Raw genomic sequence first — 3,502 nt, forward strand, 5'->3', positions numbered from 1 at the left:
AAGTTAGTTTGTCTAGCATCTAAAATAAAAATTGACGTTTCACGTTGTTTGTTTCGTTCAGTTTTCAAAGAACTACTTGGTCGCTCATTTGCGACTTCCTTATGTTAACATCTTCGTTAGTTAATGTCAACTAAGTTTTTCATTTCGTTTGTCGCTTGCGACGTTAATGTCATCGGCGACTTGTTCTATATTACACCCCTGTAGATCAATCGTCAATACCTTTTATATTTTTTATTTTATAAATCATAAAAGCTTTGCCCTCTCTTAATTTCTAACACATCCTTAGAACTTCTTAAACTTATGTATTCAGATTAACAATCTGCAGCTTACACTCTCTAACTTAATACTAATACTTTTCTAAAGAATGAATGTGAGACCCGGTAAATATATATTAAGGATAGTATTTTTTCTTTTAGTACGTACTCCCTCCTACTCATCTCTAGGGGGATTATAAATAAAACACTTCTCTTCTTTACCTTTAAAAAAAGGAAAGAAATCTAATACACTTAGGAGGCGTTATGAAATGCATGTTAATAAAAAGATAATTTATGTATCCCATGATGCCCATTTCCACGGAGCACAGCTACTTTCTTTACATACTATTAAAGCTCTTAAAGAAAACTTTGATTACTCTGTTGCAATTATTTCTATTGGATCCGGTATTTTAATTCCCGATTTTCAAAAGTACGGTCCTGTTTATTGTCTCGAGCAAGGTTATCAAACAGAAGAAAAGGTCGAATTATTAATAAAGGATTTATTATCACAGAATTTTACCCTCGCCATATGTAGCACTGTCATAAGTGGCGATATCGTCGCATTACTAGCTAGACACAATATAAAAGTTGTTTCATTAATACATGAATTACCGCATTTAATACAACAGTACTCTGCTGAAGGGAAAGCTAAAAACATCGCTGAATTTGCTTACAAAGTTGTCTTCCCTTCACAATACGTATATGAAAAATTTCGTACAATCACTGAATTGGATCCTCAAAAATGTCACATTCTCCCTCAAGGTTTGTTTAACCACAATCCTTATAAGAACAATATTGCAAAAGCTAGAAATGAGTTACGTAAGAAGCTTAACCTGCCTCTAGATAGCAAAATCATCTTGGGTGTAGGCTTCGCAGATTATCGAAAAGGAATAGATCTATTCTCACTTATCTCTTACTCAGTAAGAAAGACTCACAAGGATATTCATTTCATTTGGGTAGGGAGAACAGACGTTCAATTCCTGAATACACTGCCCCCTAAATATAAAGCACATTTCACATTAGTCGATCCTACTCCCGATATCGGATTATATAACGCTGGGGCTGACTTATACTTATTAACTTCAAGGGAAGATCCTTTTCCAAATGTTGTTTTAGAAGCATTAGATGCAAAACTTCCTGTTATAGGGTTTAAAAATGCTGGAGGTTTTGAAGATGTTGTTACAGAAAAAACTGGTGCCTTAGTAGACTTTTTAAATTTACCCAAAATGCTAGAAAAAATATATGAATTTATTCATGATGAGGGATTACGATTACAAAAGGGAAGCTTTGGCCAAGAACTTATCGAAAAAAACTTCAATTTTCTTAATTACATTTATCAATTACTAGATCTTCTCGAACATAATTACAAAAAGATAAGTGTAATCATACCGAACTATAATTATGAAAAATACTTACCTGATCGAATCGAATCAATATTAAACCAAACCTACCCTCTTTACGAACTAATTTTCTTAGACGATGCCTCCACTGATCATAGCGTATCAACTTTTAAAAAGCTGCTCTCAAAAGAAAATAAGACCCACCTGAAGGTTCAACAGATTATTAATGATAAAAACTCTGGTTCTGTATTTAAACAATGGATAAAAGGAGTCTCTGCAGCAACTGGTGATTATATTTGGATCGCAGAGGCCGATGACTTATGCGATAAGACATTTTTACAAGAGGTGATACAGGGGTTTTATATAAATAACAATATTACCTTAAGTTACACACAATCAAAACAAATAGATGAACAAGGAAATGTATTGGCTAATCATTATTTAAATTACACAAATGATATCGATAAAGAAAAATGGAAAGCCCCCTATTTTCGAAAAGGGGTCGAAGAAATACAAGATACGTTACTTATCAAAAATACTATACCTAATGTTTCAAGTGTAGTTTTTAAAAATATAGATATGAAGAAAACAGAAAAACAGTTAGAGAAGTTCAAAATAGCTGGTGACTGGTTCTTCTATGTTTCTCTTCTTACAGAGGGAGATATTTACTTCAATCCAGCCCCCTTAAACTATCATAGACGACATTTAAATAGCGTAACGAGAACAGAAGATTCATACTCCCATTACAATGAAGTTGTGCAAATGCAAAATTTCATTAAAGAAAGATTTACTATCGACGGCATTTCTAAAATGAAAATGTATACATATAGAAAGTATCTTAAAGCATACTTGAAAATTTAAACATGTGCTTTCTATGCCATCAATATCTCTTGTAAGTTGCTACTATTACTCAAGGGAGGAATACTCTTTGAAAGACTTTATAGAGGAACATAAAGATTTAATTTCTCAAATCGCACACAGTTATAATGTAAATGCAAGCATCCATCCTGAGGATCATATCTTTCAGTTCATTGTCACTAATCCCGTCTTCCCATCAAAAAAAGAAGCGATAGATTACTACTTTAAAGATGGGCAAAACTCAGCACAAATACTCTTAAACTTAATTACTTCCCTTTATCCTCCTACAGCCAATCCAATTCAATTGTTAGAATTTGCATCCGGATACGGCTGCGTAACACGTCATTTATTAAATCTACAAACGAATTTGAGTATAACCACTTGCGATATACACGAAGAGGCCATTTCCTTTATTGAAAACAAATTAAATACTTCTTCTATATTATCTCATCCTGAGCCTGAACAGTTAAAATTGGACTCCTCTACGTACGATATCGTTTTTTGTCTATCCTTTTTCTCTCATATGCCTGATACAACTTGGTTTCGTTGGCTGCAAACATTGTATAACGCTGTTTCACCTGGTGGTTTATTCATTTTCACAACCCATGGCTATCAAAGCAAAAAATACTTTGGGTTTCCAAATTTAAATGAAAAGGGCTATTGGTTTCTCTCCTCTAGTGAACAATTCGATTTAGATGTGAATCAATACGGACAAACGATAGTTAGTCCCTCTTACGTGTGTGACAAAATTAAATCATTACCCCATAACCCAATTATCAAAAAGTATACTGAAGGATTTTGGTGGGAACATCAAGACCTTTGGGTTATAGAAAAAGAAATAAAATAATAACCCACGCTCTGCTTATATACAAGTAGAGCGTGGGTTATTATTTTTTACTACATAAGAACTCTTCAATCCATAGCTTATTTAATCTAATCTATAAATGCTAACTTAAATATGTACATTAACGCTTGAATAAATATGTACATTTTCAATTGGATTCTCCATACTGACTCTGAGGTGGTTAGTATGTATATTAAGCTAGATAT

General features: G+C 33.1%; 2 protein-coding genes. Both read left to right on the forward strand.

The genetic code is table 11. From position 1 onward, the window contains the following. Window positions 1-523: 523 nt before the first annotated feature. Window positions 524-2,455: a glycosyltransferase gene (locus tag ACS2CR_RS33745; RefSeq protein WP_000558375.1), complete on the forward strand. Its 1,932-nt coding sequence runs from the start codon at window positions 524-526 to the stop codon at window positions 2,453-2,455. A 67-nt stretch (window positions 2,456-2,522) separates the two neighbouring features. After that, window positions 2,523-3,299, forward strand: coding sequence for a class I SAM-dependent methyltransferase (locus ACS2CR_RS33750; RefSeq protein ID WP_000651237.1), 777 nt, complete (start codon window positions 2,523-2,525; stop codon window positions 3,297-3,299). The last annotated feature ends 203 nt before the right edge of the window (window positions 3,300-3,502 follow it).

Source organism: Bacillus cereus group sp. BceL291 (assembly GCF_051776705.1).
Classification (GTDB): Bacteria; Bacillota; Bacilli; order Bacillales; family Bacillaceae_G; genus Bacillus_A; species Bacillus_A cereus.

Bases quoted from the DNA above. Each gene is read 5' to 3' on its own strand.
- ACS2CR_RS33745 (WP_000558375.1), top strand. From the start codon at position 524: ATGCATGTTAATAAAAAGATAATTTATGTATCCCATGATGCCCATTTC.